A 16050-nucleotide genomic window follows, 5' to 3' on the forward strand; every position below is an offset into this window, starting at 1 on the left:
TATAGCTTAAGGATAATGAACTATTTGTTTTTACACAAGTGGTTGTAGGTTTTCTACTCAGATTGAGAGGAGAATTAATTTCAATTTTTTAATTTTATCCATTATACTTAATATAGTGATTAATACGATTACAATACAACATGAAGGGGATGCTTTGGGGAAGATGTTGAGAAGTTTACGTTTAAAAATTGCGGTAGTATTTTCGGTTCTTATTTCTATGATGTTTGTAATATTAGGTACAGCTATGTATCAATTACAGAAAGAGAAGGAAGTGCGCTCCTTAGACCAGTATTCTCAAAATACGATGGATCTTGTGACAGAGCAACTTACGACATTTGTTCAAAGAACGGATGAAGATATGGGATATTATGCGAGCAGTGAGATGATTCGTAATATGCTTCAAGATGGAGTTACTCCAGAAGAGGAAGCATTTTTGACGAAAGAGTTTTCGGAGTATAAAAAGAATCATCCTGGCATTTTAGACTTATATATTGGTACGAAAGATAAAAAAACATTAAGTGCCAATCTTGCTGAAGGTGGACAAGTGCCAGAAGGTTATGATCCAACGACAAGACCTTGGTATAAAGACTCAGAAGCTGATGTGAAAAAGGTTCACTGGGGACAACCTATGTATGAAATTGCTACAGGTAAGCTAAGTGTGGGAGTGTCTAAAGCAATTACAGCTCAAGATGGATCTGTATTAGGTGTTGTAGCGATGGATGTATCACTTGGAACAATTCAGAAGTTACTTCATAATATTCAATACAATAACGGCGGAGAAATGTTTATTATAAATGATAAAAATATGGCTCTTGTTTACCCAGAGAAAATCGGGAAAGATGTTTCGAAAGAACCACTTGTGAAGAGTTTAAATAAAGATGTAACAAAATATGCTGTCACTACATTAAAAGGTGAAGATGTAGTTGTTTATAGTCAGTCATTTGATTTGATGAAATGGAAAATAGGAATTTTTTATCCGAAAGAAACGATTGATGGGCTATTAAATAGTATGAGAAATACAGTCATTATAATGGCATGTATTAGCTTATTAGTTGGAATCGTAGCTTCATACTTGTTCTCAAGAAGATTAGCAAGACCACTGCAACTATTAACGAATCACGTTCAAAAAGTAGCGGAAGGTGATTTAACGCTGCAAATGAAAGTGACAAGTAAAGATGAGGTTGGTACGCTTACGACCCACTTTAATGATATGGTTGAGCAAATGAATGAAATGGTAAGTAAAATTAAAAATAGTGTATCGACAGTGCAACAATCGACTCATAATCTGCATTATTTAACGAGTGAAACTGTAGCAGCTAGTAGAGAAGTTTCAGGTGCCATGGATGATGTGAGCGGAGGAGCTTCTACGCTTGCTAATAGTGTAGATGAAGTTTCAGCACAACTTGAAAATATGGCACAGTCGATGGAAGAAATGAATAGTTCCGTTGGTGAAATAAAGGGAGTGACCGGCAAAGCAGAGGAAGCATCTAAACAAGGGTTAAATACGATGCGGAATTTAGTTCGTACGAGAGGACAATCATCTTCTATCGTTGTTCATACAGAGGAAGCGTCTGGTAAGTTAGAGCAAAGAGTTGGATCGATTCAAAATGTTGTAGAGCTTATAAAAGGTATTTCGGATCAAACAAATTTACTTGCTTTAAATGCTTCGATTGAAGCAGCACGTGCAGGTGAACAAGGTAAGGGATTTGCGGTTGTTGCTGAAGAGGTTCGAAAATTAGCTGAACAATCAAAAGAGGCAACCGGAGAGATTGCAACGATGATTGGTGATGTACAATTAGAAGTAAAGCGAGTTGTAGAAGTTGTAAGTAAGTTGAAAGATATTGCTGATATACAAAATAAAGTTACGACAGAGGCGGAGACAGAATTCCGCACAATCATGTCAGTCGTAAGTACAATTAGTGCTTCAGTAGAGAAGATTGTAGCAGAAGTGCAGAATATAGGTCATGAGCAAGAAGAAATTACAGAAGTTATGCAAACAATTGCTAGCACGAGTCAAGAGAGCGCGGCTGTTTCTGAAGAGGTAAATGCAGCAACTGAGTCACAAGTGAATCATTTAGAAAAAGTAGCTCATACGATGGAAAGTTTGACAGAGAATATGCAGGACTTAGAGAGATTGGTTGAGCAGTTTAAAGTAGAAGAAAACAGATTAGTAAAATGATGAGGATTTCGGTAAAATAGACAATGGATATATAAGAAGCGATTATAGGAGGTAAGTTACTATGGCAATTGTTGATGTATCGATTATTCCAGTAGGAACAAGTAATCCAAGTGTTAGTGAATATGTAGCAGAAGTACAAAAGGTGCTAGAGAAAAATGCTGATCGCGTGAAGTATCAATTAACACCAATGAATACAGTAATTGAAGGAGATCTTCCTGTCATTCTAGAAGTAATTCAACAAATGCATGAAGTTCCATATACGAAAGGTGCACAGCGCGTTGCAACAACAATTCGTATCGATGATCGTCGTGATAAAGTAAGCACAATGGAGAAAAAATTAAACTCTGTTCGATCAAAATTATAAGAAAAAGCAGCGATCTTCGCTGCTTTTTTCATATAGGAGGTAAATAAGATGAGTGAAAAGTTTAACGAACAATTTGACGGGTTACTAGAGAAATACACGGAACTATTACTGGGAGAGAGCAATGAAGAGAGAAAAGAACAGGTGCAGAAGTGGGCCCTGTATTCTTATATTGCAAAGACGATGCCGGCTTTAGTGAAGCACTGGAATGAGACGTATCCTGATGCAAAAGAAGAGATGGTACAGTTAATTACGGATATTAAAAAGCTGAATGAAGAGAAGCGAAATGAGCAGTGAGAAGGCATGAGGTAATGCTACATCAAGTTTTCTTTATTAATATCCTCATATAATTTACATGGAATATAAAGGGTTTTATAAGCATGTCGAATATTTTCGACATGCTTATTTTGTGCCTAGTAAATTCGTTTTTTCTAAATGTCGAAAAATATTCCCTGCATATTTATAAGCGGAAATATAGGGTTTTAAATGTTTTTATAGTATTTTATAAATTATCTAAATAATTATTTGTATCCAATAATTTTAAACAGTGATATAATTTTGAAGAGGGGTAAAAAACAGATAAATCACAGTCATAGGGGTGAATTACATGGAACAATTAATGCGAAATTCGTTTCTTTTCTTGTCAAAAAATAAAGCGCTAACAAAACTGGCTAAAAAGTATGGTTTGCGCTTTGGTGCAGGTCGCTTCGTCGCAGGGGAAACGATTGAATTAGCGACAGCTGCAATTAAAGCATTAAATAAGCAAGGTCTTTGTGTAACGATCGATTATTTAGGTGAATTCGTTGATAACGAAGCGGAAGCAAATGAAATGGCTAGCGAATCGATTGAAGCGATTCGTGCAATTGGAAGAGAAGGTCTTAATTCGCAGCTTTCTTTAAAGATGACTTCTATGGGATTAGATATCTCTGATGAAATCGTAATGAACAATATGCGCCGTATTTTAGAAGCTGGAAAAGAAAATGGTGTGTTTATTACAATTGATATGGAAGACTATACGCGCTGCGGGAAAACAATTGAGATCTTTAAACAATTAAAATCTGAATACGATAATATTGGTACAGTTATTCAAGCTTACTTATATCGTACAGAAAAAGATATGGAAGAATTAAATGCTTATAGTCCGAATTTACGTCTTGTAAAAGGAGCTTATAAAGAACCTGAAGAGGTAGCGTTCCCGGATAAGAAAGATGTAGATGATAACTATAAAAAAATTATAAAAATGCACTTATTAAATGGAAATTATACTGCAATTGCTTCACATGACGAAGCGATTATTGAATATACGAAAAAACTTGCCGAAGAACACAACATTCCAAGAGAACAATTTGAATTCCAGATGTTATATGGTATTCGTAATGAGCGTCAACTTGAGCTAGTAAAAGAAGGTTACAAAATGCGTGTTTACGTACCTTATGGAAATGACTGGTATGGCTACTTCATGCGTCGTCTAGCAGAGCGTCCAGCAAACGTTGCGTTCGTATTAAAAGGTATGGTTAAAAAATAACCAAGGAGAAAATACTCCTTGGTTATTTTAATTGCTGAAATGCGTAATGTGCCATTTTTTTCGTATCAGGATATAGTTGTGTGCGAGTAGAAGATAATACAACATTAATGACGCGTTTACCGTCTTTTTCATCCACTGTTACGACCGTATATTTTCCGAGTGCTGATAGACCGCTTTTACTTCCAATTGCATATGGATCGTCATATAGTTCTTCTCGTCCATAGTTTGCGATGTTTGGAGAGCGTTCTGAAGTATGTAGAGTTGTACGTGTTGAATTCATATATTCTAAAACAACTGGGTACTTTAATGCTTCTTTCGTAATCATAGCAATATCATATGGTGATACTTTATTTCCGAGTGCATCAGCACCACTTGCATTTTTGAAAGTCGCATGCTTTGTACCAAGTTCCTTCGCTCTTGCATTCATCATTTTTACAAATTCATTTTTTGATCCTGCGATATGTTCTGCGATAGATTCAGCGATTGGGTCTGCACTAATGATAAGCATAAGTTTTAATGCCTCATCACGCTTTAACTTTTCCCCAGCACGAAGTTTAATCTTCTTACTTTGACTTTCCGTTTTAATTGCGTTCTCTGTAACCGTAATTTCTTCATCTTCTTTTACATTCTCTAGTAAGAGTAAGGTAGTCATCATTTTCCCTATACTAGCCGGATAAGAGCGTTCGTCTTCCCGTTTTCCATACAAAATTTCACCTGTGTCTGCATCGATTGTAATGCCGTATTGCCCAGTAATGTTAGGTTGATCCGCTCTTACAGCTTGTTGCCTTTGTGCATAAGAGAAGAAAATCATCCCTGTAAATAGTGTAGCAATCATTACAATCATAACTATTGTTCGTTTCATCATCGTTCCCTCTTTTGTTTTCCATATGTACAAATAAATTGGGCAGAAAAAGCAGCCATTACCCATTATGCCACGTTTTCTGCCCAAAAATATACCGTTATTTTTCGCCCATATTATGCTTCTTATATTGTTGGTTATTACCTTGACGGCCCTTTTCCACACCGTGATTATGCGGACCTGCATTTCCCGTTACGCTTGCTGCGCTAATTCCAGCTTTTGAAGGGTTCTTCTTAAGTTTTGCCATATATATTCCTCCAGTTTCGTCAGATTATAAAAAGGAAAAGTGTATTTGAGTGAAGAAAATACATATATATAGCATGGGCAAATAAAAGAAAAATATTTATTTCAGAAAATTTTATCAATAAATATATTGCGAAAATTCAAACTGTATCATATATTTATTAGTAGAGGCTCACTCATTGATTGCGACTTATGTCGAAAAATTGAATGAGCATTCATTCAAGAATAGGGGGAGAATTGGATGTTCCAAATTAAAAAGGCTGCTGTTCTGGGTTCAGGCGTAATGGGTTCAGGGATTGCGGCACACTTAGCTAATATTGGTATTCCGACATTATTGCTTGATATTGTACCACCTGCGCTAACAAAAGAAGAGGAAGCGAAGGGACTTACATTAGAACATAAAAGTGTGAGAAATCGTTTTAGTAATACGGCTGTGCAAAAACTATTAAAGCAAAAACCAGCTCCTCTGACAGTGAAAGGAAATTTAGCACTGATTGAAGCAGGTAACTTAGAAGATGATCTTGAGCGTCTAGCTGATGTAGATTGGATTATTGAAGTAGTAGTTGAAAACTTAGATATTAAAAAGAAACTATTTGAAAAAGTAGATGCTGTTCGTAAAACGGGTTCTATTGTAAGCTCGAATACGTCAGGCATTTCAGTAGAAAAAATGGCAGAAGGTCGTTCAGACGACTTCCAGAAGCACTTCTTAGGCACACACTTTTTTAACCCACCACGATATTTAAAACTTCTAGAGGTAATACCGACGAAAGAAACAGATCCACAAGTATTAAGCTTCATGAAACTATTTGGCGAAGACGTTCTTGGAAAAGGCGTTGTTATCGCAAAAGACACACCAAACTTTATTGGAAACCGCATCGGTACGTACGGTTTATTAGTAACTCTTCAAGAGATGATAAAACGCGGCTATAGCATTGGGGAAGTTGATTCTGTAACAGGCCCACTTATTGGTCGTCCGAAGAGCGCAACGTTCCGTACATTAGATGTTGTTGGTTTAGATACATTCGTACACGTTGCAAATAACGTATATGAAAACGTACAAGAAGAAGAGCGTGATGTATTTAAAGTACCAGCTTTCATGCATGACATGCTTGATAAAAAATGGCTTGGAAGCAAAACAGGTCAAGGCTTCTTCATAAAACAAGGAAAAGAAATTTTAGAACTAAATCCTGAAACGATGGAATACGAAGCTCGCAAAAAATTAAAAGCTGCATCTATCGAGTTAAGTAAACAAGAAAAAGGTTTATCGAATAAATTGAAAGCGCTTGTATACGCGAAAGACCGCGCAGGAGAGTTGTTATGGAACATCATCACACCAACTCTTTTATACTCTGCAAAACTTCATAAAGAAATTGCTGACGATATCGTTGCAATTGACCAAGCGATGAAGTGGGGCTTCGGCTGGGAGCAAGGACCATTTGAAGTTTGGGATGCAATCGGCGTTGAAAAGTCCGTTCAAAAGATGGAAGAAAACGGCGTAGTTGTTCCGACTTGGGTGAAAGAAATGTTAGAGAAAGGTTTCACTACTTTCTACAAACATGATAACGGAGATAGCTACTATTACGATAATGGCGAATATAAGCTAATCGAACGTAATAAAAAGGCAATTTCTCTTAAACAATTAAAAGCGAAAAATGGCGTATTAAAGAAAAATAGCGGAGCGAGCTTAATCGATTTAGGCGACGGTATCCTTTGCTTAGAATTCCATTCGAAGAGCAATGCAATCGGTATGGATATTACGCAAATGATTAACTACGCTGTTGATGAAGTAGAAAAGAATTATAAAGGTCTTGTTATCGGTAACCAATCGAAGAACTTCTGCGTTGGTGCGAACCTAGCAATGATCTTAATGGAAGCACAAGATGACAACTACTTTGAAATTGAGTTGGTTGTGAAAAACTTCCAAGATGCAATGACGAAAATTAAATACTCTTCTAAGCCAGTTGTAGCAGCACCATATGGTATGACGCTTGGCGGAGGTACAGAAGTTTGTTTACCAGCGGCTAGCATTCAAGCTTCTAGCGAAACGTATATGGGCTTAGTAGAAGTTGGTGTTGGCTTAATCCCTGGCGGAGGCGGTAATAAAGAGCTATATATTAAACACTTAAATAAAATGCCAAACGGTGTAGAGTTTGATCTGCAAAAAGTTGCGAATAAAGTATTCGAATCTGTAGCGATGGCGAAAGTTTCTACATCAGCACAAGAAGCTGTATCGAACAACTTCTTAGGCGATAAAGACGGTATTAGTGTGAATGGTGATCACTTACTATATGATGCGAAACAAAAAGCACTTGCTTTATATGAAGCTGGCTATAAAGCACCAATCCGTAAAAAGATACCAGTTGTTGGTGAAACAGGATATGCAACTCTTGTACTTGGTGCAGAAGCAATGCATTTATCAGGTTACATTTCTGAACATGATCTTCACATTGCGAAGAAACTTGCATATGTCATTGCGGGCGGAAAAGTACCGTACGGAACAGAAGTTGATGAGCAGTATTTATTAGATGTAGAACGTGAAGCATTTATTAGCTTAGTAAGTGAGATGAAATCACAAGCAAGAATGCAGCACATGCTTGTAAAAGGAAAGCCATTACGTAACTAATAACGAGGGGAGATATCGTTCATGAGAGAAGCTGTCATTGTTGCGGGAGCAAGAACACCAATTGGAAAAGCAAAGAGGGGTTCATTAAAAACAGTTCGTCCTGACGATCTAGGGGCGTTAGTAGTAAAGGAAACGTTAAAGCGTGCGAATTATGAAGGACCAATCGACGATTTAATTTTCGGTTGTGCAATGCCAGAAGCAGAGCAAGGTTTAAATATGGCTCGTAATATCGGCGGATTAGCAGGGCTTTCTTACGATGTTCCAGCTATTACAATTAACCGTTACTGTTCTTCAGGTTTACAAAGTATCGCTTACGGAGCAGAGCGCATTATGCTTGGACACTCTGAAGCTGTATTATCAGGCGGAGCGGAATCAATGAGCTTGGTTCCGATGATGGGACACGTCGTTCGTCCGAATAGTCGCCTTGTAGAAGCGGCTCCAGAATATTATATGGGCATGGGACATACAGCAGAGCAAGTTGCTGTGAAATATGGAATTTCTCGTGAAGAGCAAGATGCATTTGCAGTAAGAAGTCATCAACGTGCTGCGAAAGCATTAGCGGCAGGGAACTTTGCTGATGAAACAGTATCTGTAGATGTGACATTACGCTCGGTTGGATCAAACAATAAACTGCAAGAAGAAACAATCATTTTCGCACAAGACGAAGGTGTAAGAGCAGAGACGACGCTAGACATTTTAGGTAAATTACGTCCAGCATTTAACGTTCGCGGTTCTGTAACAGCTGGTAACTCTTCACAAATGAGTGACGGTGCAGCATCTGTACTATTAATGGATCGTGAAAAAGCAGTGAGCGATGGCATGAAGCCACTTGCGAAATTCCGTTCCTTCGCAGTAGCTGGCGTACCACCAGAAGTAATGGGAATTGGCCCAATCGCTGCAATTCCAAAAGCGTTAAAACTAGCAGGATTAGAACTATCGGATATCGGCTTATTCGAGTTAAATGAAGCATTCGCTTCTCAATCGATCCAAGTTATTCGTGAACTTGGTTTAGATGAAGAAAAAGTAAACGTAAACGGCGGTGCAATTGCACTTGGACATCCACTTGGCTGTACAGGAGCGAAACTAACACTATCCCTTATTCACGAAATGAAACGCCGCAACCAACAATTCGGTATCGTAACAATGTGTATCGGCGGCGGAATGGGAGCAGCGGGAGTATTTGAATTACTATAAAAAAAAGTGCAGGTGGCTCGTTCAGAACAGGAGGGCGTTGGAAGCCCTGACGAAGAGGCGCTTTTTGCCTCACAGGAAGGGGTGAAACGACCGACTGTTCTAGCCACCGGAACTGGATTATAAAAAAAGTGTAAGCGGCTCGTTCAGAATGAGAGGGGGATGGAGCTTCAGACGTAGAGGCGCTCTTTGCCTCGCAGGAAGCAGCGAAGCCACCGAACATTCTAGCCGCTGGAACTGGATTATGAAAAAAAGTGTAAGCGGCTCGTTCAGAATGAGAGGGTGATGGAGCTTCAGACGTAGAGGCGCTCTTTGCCTCGCAGGAAGAAGTGAAGCCACCGAACATTCTAGCCGCTGGAACTAGATTATAAAAAGTGGAGGTGGCTTGCTCAGAACGAGACGCCGCCAATACAAATAATGGAAGCGACAAAGGTTTATAAAAAATAAAATTGAGAGCCAGCTTCTTTCAAAAAGAAAGAAGCGGCTTATGAAAATATGAAGGAGGAAATTTTCATGGAAAAAACAGTAGGAAATGCGGTTAAAGGCGGTAGCTTTTTAGTTGATGAGATTACGATTGATCAAGTGTTTACGCCAGAGGATTTTTCATCTGAGCATAAAATGATTGCAAAAACGACAGAGGACTTTATCGTAAATGAAGTTCTTCCAGAGCTTGAATATTTAGAGCAACACGAGTTTGATCGTTCTGTTCGTCTTTTAAAAGAAGCTGGGGAACTTGGTTTATTAGGCGCTGACGTACCAGAAGAGTATGGCGGAATTGGTCTTGATAAAGTAAGCTCAGCGTTAATCGCAGAGAAATTCTCTCGCGCTGGTGGCTTTGCAATTACTCACGGTGCTCACGTAGGTATCGGGTCATTACCAATCGTATTATTCGGTAACGAAGAGCAAAAGAAAAAGTATTTACCATTACTTGCAACTGGTGAAAAATTAGCTGCATACGCATTAACAGAGCCAGGTTCGGGATCTGATGCATTAGGTGCAAAAACAACTGCACGTTTAAATGCAGAAGGTACACATTACGTATTAAATGGTGAAAAACAATGGATTACAAACTCTGCATTCGCTGACGTATTTATCGTATACGCAAAAATTGATGGAGAGCACTTCTCAGCATTTATCGTAGAGAAAGAATATGCTGGCGTATCTACAAGCCCAGAAGAAAAGAAAATGGGTATTAAATGTTCTTCAACTCGTACGTTAATTTTAGAAGATGCATTAGTACCGAAAGAAAACTTACTTGGTGAAATCGGTAAAGGTCATATTATCGCGTTCAACATTTTAAATATCGGCCGTTATAAATTAGGTGTTGGTACAGTTGGATCTGCGAAACGTGCAGTAGAAATTTCAGCACAATATGCAAACCAACGTCAACAGTTCAAACAACCAATCGCTCGCTTCCCATTAATTCAAGAGAAACTTGCGAATATGGCAGCGAAAACATATGCAGCTGAAAGCTCTGTATACCGTACAGTAGGTTTATTCGAAAGCCGCATGAGCACATTATCTGAAGAGGAAGTAAAGGATGGTAAAGCAGTAGCAGCTTCTATCGCTGAATATGCAATCGAGTGCTCTTTAAATAAAGTATTCGGTTCTGAAGTACTAGATTATACAGTAGATGAAGGTGTTCAAATTCACGGTGGTTACGGATTTATGGCAGAGTACGAGATTGAAAGAATGTACCGCGATTCTCGTATTAACCGTATTTTCGAAGGAACGAACGAAATTAACCGCCTAATCGTACCAGGTACGTTCTTACGTAAAGCGATGAAAGGTGAATTACCACTTCTTCAAAAAGCACAAAAATTACAAGAAGAGTTAATGATGATGATGCCAGAAGAAGTAGGCGATGAGCCATTAGCACTTCAAAAATATTTAGTAACTAACGCGAAGAAAATCGGCTTAATGGTAGCTGGATTAGCTGCTCAAAAATACGGTAAAGCATTAGATAAAGAGCAAGAAATTCTTGTGAATATCGCTGATATCGTAAGCAATCTTTACGCAATGGAGTCAGCTGTTCTTCGTACAGAAAAAGCAATTAAAACAACTGGTCTTGAAAAGAATAAACAAAAAGTGTTATACACTGAAGTATTCTGCCAAGAAGCATTCAACGAAATCGAAGCAGATGCGAAAGAAACACTTATCGCAGTTGAAAACGGCGACATGCTACGCATGATGTTATCATCATTACGTAAATTAACTCGCCACACACCACTTAACGTAATTCCGAAGAAACGTGAAATTGCTGCGAAAATTTTAGAAGATGAGCGTTACACAGTTTAATAGATGAAAGAGAACCAGTAGCCTTGTGGCTGCTGGTTTTTTGTTGATGGATTCTTGAAAAGGATTGTTTTACATATGTATTTGTAAACAGCTTTTTTTCATGGAGGTAAAGGAGATGAATTTAATAAAGGTAGAAACAGTTCATCAAATCGCATTTTTACCGCGTCTATTTCCGATTAACTGTTACTTTGTCGAAGAAGAAACAGGATTAACGTTAATTGATGCAGCTTTGCCATTTTGTGCAAAGAAGATTCTAGAAGCGGCTCGAAAACTAGGAAAACCGATTACGAATATTGTTATAACACATGCACATGATGACCATGTAGGAGCGCTTGATGCTATAAAACAAGAACTGCCGAATGTTTCGGTCTATATTTCTGAAAGAGATGCTCGTTTACTTGAAGGGGATTTGTCACTGCAACTAGGAGAACCAGGCACGCAAGTAAAAGTGAGTGTGTCAAAAAGGATAAAGACGATTCCAGATATTCTTCTTCAAGAGGGAGATCAAATTGGTTCTCTTGTAGCAATTGCAGCTCCAGGTCATACACCGGGATCAATGGCGTTTTTAGACACGAGAAATGATGCGCTCATTGTTGGGGATGCATTTCAAACGAGAGGAGGAGTGGCGGTAGCAGGACAATTAAAATGGCTTTTTCCGTTTCCTATGTTTGGTACGTGGGATGCAGAAGTTTCATTAACAAGCGCTCAGAAATTGCTGGAGTATAAGCCGTCTATATTAGCGACAGGGCATGGGAAAATGATTAAAAATCCGTTAATGCAAATGCAACGGGCGATTGAAGAAGCGGAAAGGAATTTAACTAGAAAGAGCCTCAAATAGTTTTGAGGCTCTTTTTTGCTGGATGATATTATTTTGTGGGTTTTAAAAATGTGAATATAGCTAATAGGAAACCGAAAAACATAAATACAAAAGGGTCTTGGTTTGGGTTAGGTTCATAGCTATTTTGCACTTTTGTAAGAAAATCATGTGTCTTCATGTTTATCTCTCCTTTTATTCATAAGGTGTATTATGAAGTGAGGATCATGATGAGTAAGTAATTTTTATTTTATAATTATTATATAGAAATATAATACCTAAAACTATAGAATACAAAGCTTTCATAATATGTAAAATTACATATTATTCTTTTTGAAATTATTGTTATATTATCCTTATATTTATATTAAAGGATTTCATTAAGGTAAATGAAAAAATGGAGGAATAGTATGAGTAAAACAGTGTTGGAAGCGTATAGTGTGGAAAGAAGCATAGAGAATATAACATATAAAAATTTATTTGTAATGATAGCAAGTATTTTAGGGTTTCTATTAATGGGGGGATTATTCCTTGCTTTAGCCCTTGGAATTTTTGGAGAAGAGGTATTACGTGCTAATTTAGAGGGATATTATTTACTTCTATTTGATGCAGCTGTTGTTACTATTGTTTTATTTGCTTATAAACCAGTGCTTCATTTTATTAAGAACATTTGGGATGTATCTGTTTTAAAAAATGGGAAAACCTACTTGTATTTATTAATAGGTTTTATCATCATTGCATTCACTCAGTATGTAATGTTAGAGTTGTTTAGCTTTGAAAGTGCAGAGCAGCAACGAGATCAATTAGGGAGCTTAGGACTTCAAAATAGTCTACAAAGTATTATATATGTGTTAAGTGTTGCTATAATTACACCAATTAAAGAAGAAATTTTATATAGAGGTATTTTGTATCGATTTTTTGAAAAGAAATATAGTTTTCTAGTTGGTACCATTATTTCTTCCTTCATCTTTGGGATTCTTCATGGTGGTTTTCCGATTACGGCAATGATTATGGGGATTGTATTTGCTATGTTATATAAGAAAACACAATCTATTGTACCTAGCATCATTTTACATATTGTATGGAACCTACTTGTGAGTATAAGTATGATTGTTTCTTTATAAAATTGAATGAATATTTAGCAGAAAAGATGAATGGCCTAGCTATTCATCTTTTATTTTGTTTATATGTGGGAAAAGTTAATGAATACAATCCAAAAAGAACCAAATACTAATGATGAATGAACAAAGAAAGGCGGGTATGTTATATGCAAAATTTAACAGAGCTTGAAGTAGAAAACTTACGTCATTTAATTGGTGGACATGCGACGATTATTAACAAATTGGAACAGTATGCACAAGCTTGTACGGACCCACAGCTAAAGCAAATGCTTGAGAAGGATGCGCAAGATGCACGAAATACGAAACAACAATTAATGACTTTCCTAGGATAGGAGGAAGCGAAAGATGAATGAAAAAGATATGGTAAATGATTATTTAGCAGGATTAAATTCAAGTTTAACAAGTTATGCAAATTATATTTCTCAGTCTGATAACGAACAGTTACATCAAACGTTAATTCAAATTCGTAATCAAGATGAGATGCGTCAACGTAATATGTATGAATACGCGAAGCAAAAAAGTTATTACAAGCCGGCAGCACCTGCTAATCCAATGATTGTGCAGCAATTGAAAAGTCAATTAAGTGCGGAATAGTGTGATGAATGAAACGAGCGAATGGATTCGCTCGTTTTTTTGTTTGGTATATGTCAATAAATACATAATAAATATTTTTTCAGTTGTAACAAATATGACGAAAATTAAATATAACAATTCACAAAAAGGACAAAAACTTTGCTCAATATTTCACAAAGAATCCATGGTTTCTATCGTGAGAACCTCTATAATTAGGGGTGTAAAGAACGAAAGAAATAGACTACATGATCAATTAGGAGAGATTGCTATGAATAGAAACACAAGAAAAATTGCAATTATCGGTACTGGATTAGTTGGATCAAGCTGTGCGTATTCCATTGTAAACCAAGGGATTTGCGAAGAGCTATTGTTAATTGATATAAATCATGAACGTGCAGTTGGAGAAGCGATGGATTTATCGCACTGCATTAACTTTACAAATACAAGAACAAAAGTATATGCAGGAAGCTATGAAAACTGCAAAGATATGGACATTGTCATTATTACAGCAGGACCAGCGCCAAAACCTGGACAAAGCCGTTTAGACACTTTAGGAGCAAGTGCAAAGATTATGGAAAGCATTGTTGGGGGCGTAATGGAAAGTGGATTTGATGGCATTTTCTTACTCGCATCGAACCCAGTTGATATTATTACATATCAAGTGTGGAAATTATCTGGATTACCTAGAAATCGTGTGATAGGTACTGGTACATCACTAGATTCTTCTCGCTTAAGAACAATTTTATCTGAAATGTTACATGTAGATCCTCGTAGTATTCATGGGTATTCATTAGGAGAACATGGTGATTCTCAAATGGTTGCTTGGTCTCACGTAACTGTTGGTGGAAAGCCAATGCTGCAAATTTTAGAGGAACAAAAAGAACAATTTGGTGAAATAGATTTAGATGAAATTGTTGAGAAGACTGCCAAAGCTGGATGGGAAATTTATAAGCGTAAAGGAACTACTTATTATGGAATCGGAAATTCTCTAGCTTATATTGCTCGCTCAATTTTCAATGATGATCACCGTGTTATCGCTGTTTCAGCTATTTTAGACGGGGAATATGGCGAATACGATATTTGTACAGGAGTACCAGCAATTATTACTAGAGACGGTGTAAGAGAAGTTGTAGAACTAAACTTATCAGAAGAGGAAGAAAGTCGCTTTGCAAAATCAAACGATGTTTTACGCGATTATATGAAAACAATTGGTTACTAAATTATAGGAGAAGGTGAAACAAATGAAGGAATATATAATGTCTCGTGTGTTTAAAGCTTCTGCCGGAATAGCACAAGGTATTTTCGTATCCCTTGGAATTGGTTTACTAATCGAAAATATAGGAAGAATTGTTGATATCCCATTACTTATTACAATCGGAGTTGTTGCAAAATCACTTATGGCACCAGCAATTGGAGCCGGAATTGCTTTTATGCTCGGTGCAAACGGACTCGTAATTTTCTCAGCGATGGTAGCCGGAGCAATAGGGGCGGGTTCAATTTCAATTACTGAAGCTGGTCTCATCATTAAAACAGGTGAACCAATCGGTGCATTATTAACAGCGACTTTAGCAGTTTATATTGGTAAACGTTTAAGTGGAAAAACTGCTTTAGATATGATGCTCGTTCCATTTGCAGCGATATTAGGTTCTGGTTTAGTCGGTATTTGGTTAGCTCAAAATATTAGCCCAGTTTTAAATACAGTTGGAGCATTCATTAAAGATAGTTCAGCTGGTAGCCCATTTATCGCTTCTATCGTGATTGCTGTAGTTTGGGGACTGTTACTCATCTCTCCAGCTTCATCAGCTGCGTTAGCGATAGCGCTTAGCTTAGATGGTGTTGCAGGTGGTGCAGCACTTGCAGGATGCGTTGCTCAGTTTATTGGATTCTCTGTTATTTCAGCGAAAGAAAATAATTTAGGTGGCATATTAGCTCAGGCACTTTGTACTCCAAAAGTACAGTTGCCGAACATTACTAAAAATCCAATGATTCTCGTCCCAACTGTCGTCGCCAGTGCTATAGTGGGCCCAGTATCAGCATTAATTTTCCAACTGGAAGCAGGAAAAGAAATTGCAGGTCTTGGATTAAGTTCTCTTATCGCACCAATTAATTTAATTTCCAGCCAAGGATGGGAAGTTGTCCCAGCGATGATAATCACTTATATCATCATCCCAGTAGCTGTTTCTTATATACTTTACATTGCTCTTAAAAAAGCAGGTCGTATTCACTCAGGTGATATGACTGTACCGCAATCTTAATTTGAAAA

16 protein-coding genes are annotated in these 16050 nt (G+C 37.4%); 13 read left to right on the forward strand and 3 right to left on the reverse strand.

What is annotated here, in order from left to right:
- Positions 1-163 precede the first annotated feature (163 nt).
- From QCI75_RS02255 to QCI75_RS02270, 4 genes are all read left to right on the forward strand, one after another.
- Positions 164-2179 carry a methyl-accepting chemotaxis protein gene (locus QCI75_RS02255; protein ID WP_353761481.1) on the forward strand — a complete coding sequence of 672 codons (2016 nt, stop codon included), beginning with the start codon at positions 164-166 and terminating at the stop codon, positions 2177-2179.
- 61 nt (positions 2180-2240) lie between these two features.
- Positions 2241-2543 (forward strand): MTH1187 family thiamine-binding protein, encoded by a 303-nt coding sequence (locus tag QCI75_RS02260; protein WP_353759926.1) that lies wholly within the window; start codon positions 2241-2243, stop codon positions 2541-2543.
- A gap of 48 nt (positions 2544-2591) precedes the next feature.
- Positions 2592-2837, forward strand: coding sequence for a YusU family protein (locus QCI75_RS02265; RefSeq protein ID WP_001290592.1), 246 nt, complete (start codon positions 2592-2594; stop codon positions 2835-2837).
- Between the two features lie 310 nt (positions 2838-3147).
- Positions 3148-4065 (forward strand): proline dehydrogenase family protein, encoded by a 918-nt coding sequence (locus tag QCI75_RS02270; protein ID WP_144505383.1) that lies wholly within the window; start codon positions 3148-3150, stop codon positions 4063-4065.
- Between the two features lie 22 nt (positions 4066-4087).
- On the opposite strand, the gene QCI75_RS02275 is transcribed toward QCI75_RS02270, so the two are convergent.
- Together QCI75_RS02275 and QCI75_RS02280 are read right to left on the reverse strand one after the other, a co-directional pair.
- Positions 4088-4927 (reverse strand): D-alanyl-D-alanine carboxypeptidase family protein, encoded by an 840-nt coding sequence (locus QCI75_RS02275; protein WP_064476265.1) that lies wholly within the window; start codon positions 4925-4927, stop codon positions 4088-4090.
- A 97-nt stretch (positions 4928-5024) separates the two neighbouring features.
- The gene (locus QCI75_RS02280) at positions 5025-5171 is read right to left on the reverse strand and encodes a YuzL family protein (protein ID WP_001096344.1); all 147 of its coding nucleotides are present in this window, start codon (positions 5169-5171) and stop codon (positions 5025-5027) included.
- A 237-nt stretch (positions 5172-5408) separates the two neighbouring features.
- On the opposite strand from QCI75_RS02280, the gene QCI75_RS02285 reads away from it, so the two are divergent.
- From QCI75_RS02285 to QCI75_RS02300, 4 genes are all read left to right on the forward strand, one after another.
- A complete protein-coding gene (locus QCI75_RS02285; protein WP_353759927.1) occupies positions 5409-7790 on the forward strand; it encodes a 3-hydroxyacyl-CoA dehydrogenase/enoyl-CoA hydratase family protein in 2382 nt (793 codons plus the stop codon).
- A 21-nt stretch (positions 7791-7811) separates the two neighbouring features.
- On the forward strand, positions 7812-8984 hold the full coding sequence (locus tag QCI75_RS02290; protein WP_001206332.1) for an acetyl-CoA C-acetyltransferase: 1173 nt from the start codon (positions 7812-7814) through the stop codon (positions 8982-8984).
- A 510-nt stretch (positions 8985-9494) separates the two neighbouring features.
- Positions 9495-11279, forward strand: a complete 1785-nt coding sequence (locus QCI75_RS02295; RefSeq protein WP_000416287.1) for an acyl-CoA dehydrogenase family protein — start codon at positions 9495-9497, stop codon at positions 11277-11279.
- 115 nt (positions 11280-11394) lie between these two features.
- Complete coding sequence (locus QCI75_RS02300) at positions 11395-12117, forward strand: MBL fold metallo-hydrolase (protein ID WP_144505381.1); 723 nt, start codon at positions 11395-11397, stop codon at positions 12115-12117.
- A gap of 28 nt (positions 12118-12145) precedes the next feature.
- Here QCI75_RS02300 and QCI75_RS02305 read toward each other — a convergent pair whose 3' ends face one another.
- Positions 12146-12274, reverse strand: coding sequence for a hypothetical protein (locus tag QCI75_RS02305; protein ID WP_272950250.1), 129 nt, complete (start codon positions 12272-12274; stop codon positions 12146-12148).
- Between the two features lie 229 nt (positions 12275-12503).
- On the opposite strand from QCI75_RS02305, the gene QCI75_RS02310 reads away from it, so the two are divergent.
- The 5 genes from QCI75_RS02310 to QCI75_RS02330 all read left to right on the forward strand — a co-directional run bounded on the left by QCI75_RS02310 (position 12504) and on the right by QCI75_RS02330 (position 16042).
- Positions 12504-13217, forward strand: a complete 714-nt coding sequence (locus tag QCI75_RS02310) for a CPBP family intramembrane glutamic endopeptidase (protein WP_353759928.1) — start codon at positions 12504-12506, stop codon at positions 13215-13217.
- 143 nt (positions 13218-13360) lie between these two features.
- On the forward strand, positions 13361-13546 hold the full coding sequence (locus tag QCI75_RS02315) for a hypothetical protein (RefSeq protein ID WP_002089398.1): 186 nt from the start codon (positions 13361-13363) through the stop codon (positions 13544-13546).
- Between the two features lie 13 nt (positions 13547-13559).
- Positions 13560-13808: a spore coat protein gene (locus tag QCI75_RS02320; protein ID WP_002015950.1), complete on the forward strand. Its 249-nt coding sequence runs from the start codon at positions 13560-13562 to the stop codon at positions 13806-13808.
- A gap of 247 nt (positions 13809-14055) precedes the next feature.
- Positions 14056-15006 carry an L-lactate dehydrogenase gene (locus QCI75_RS02325; RefSeq protein ID WP_483299450.1) on the forward strand — a complete coding sequence of 317 codons (951 nt, stop codon included), beginning with the start codon at positions 14056-14058 and terminating at the stop codon, positions 15004-15006.
- A gap of 22 nt (positions 15007-15028) precedes the next feature.
- Complete coding sequence (locus QCI75_RS02330; RefSeq protein ID WP_002112681.1) at positions 15029-16042, forward strand: PTS sugar transporter subunit IIC; 1014 nt, start codon at positions 15029-15031, stop codon at positions 16040-16042.
- Positions 16043-16050: the final 8 nt, after the last annotated feature.

This window comes from Bacillus cereus group sp. RP43, assembly GCF_040459645.1.
In the GTDB taxonomy this organism is placed as follows: domain Bacteria; phylum Bacillota; class Bacilli; order Bacillales; family Bacillaceae_G; genus Bacillus_A; species Bacillus_A mycoides_C.